The sequence below is a fragment of the Lachnoanaerobaculum sp. MSX33 genome (assembly GCF_000512995.1).
Lineage (GTDB): Bacteria > Bacillota > Clostridia > Lachnospirales > Lachnospiraceae > Lachnoanaerobaculum.
Genome location: NZ_AZXX01000083.1, coordinates 1 through 521, shown reverse-complemented (window position 1 = coordinate 521; position 521 = coordinate 1). Strand labels below are relative to the sequence as shown.

The 521-nt window shown below is 39.3% G+C and carries 1 pseudogene; it reads right to left on the bottom strand.

The window, feature by feature from the left end:
• Window positions 1-521 (bottom strand): annotated as a pseudogene (locus HMPREF1495_RS09410) (N-acetylmuramoyl-L-alanine amidase family protein); the annotation flags it as partial.

Sequence of the window (521 nt, the reverse complement as noted above, 5' to 3'; positions counted from 1 at the left end):
ATCTATTGCAGCTATAGGTGAGTTGAGAGCGTCTGTAAGGAAATCTTCCTTTGTCCACTCATCTACATCATATTTGATACCGAATGTATCATCTTCCAACATAATTACAAAGCCTGTCTGCATACGTCCGATCTCATCGAAAGCATATCTTCTTCCAAGTACTGTAGCTATTTTGTCTTTAATTACACTACCGTCTTTCTTTGTTCTGAACCAGCTGTGCTCTTGTGTATCATAGTCCTGCTGACTCATTACTTCATTCGGTACTGTAAATGTCCAATAATCGTCTTTAAGCTCACCGTCTGTATCAAGTGAACCGTATTTTACTTTAGCGTTGCTTGCTGTAGCTCTAATATTTGCATTAGTTACAGAAAGCTGAGGTATCATTACACCGTTCTCATCAAACAGGTATGCCTTACCGTTTATCTCTCTTTGCTTTGACTGATCTGTACTGCTTGCAACGTACTTTCTTCCGTTAGCACCGAAGTACAACCACATCTCATCATACTCACTGTAGTTTCTTT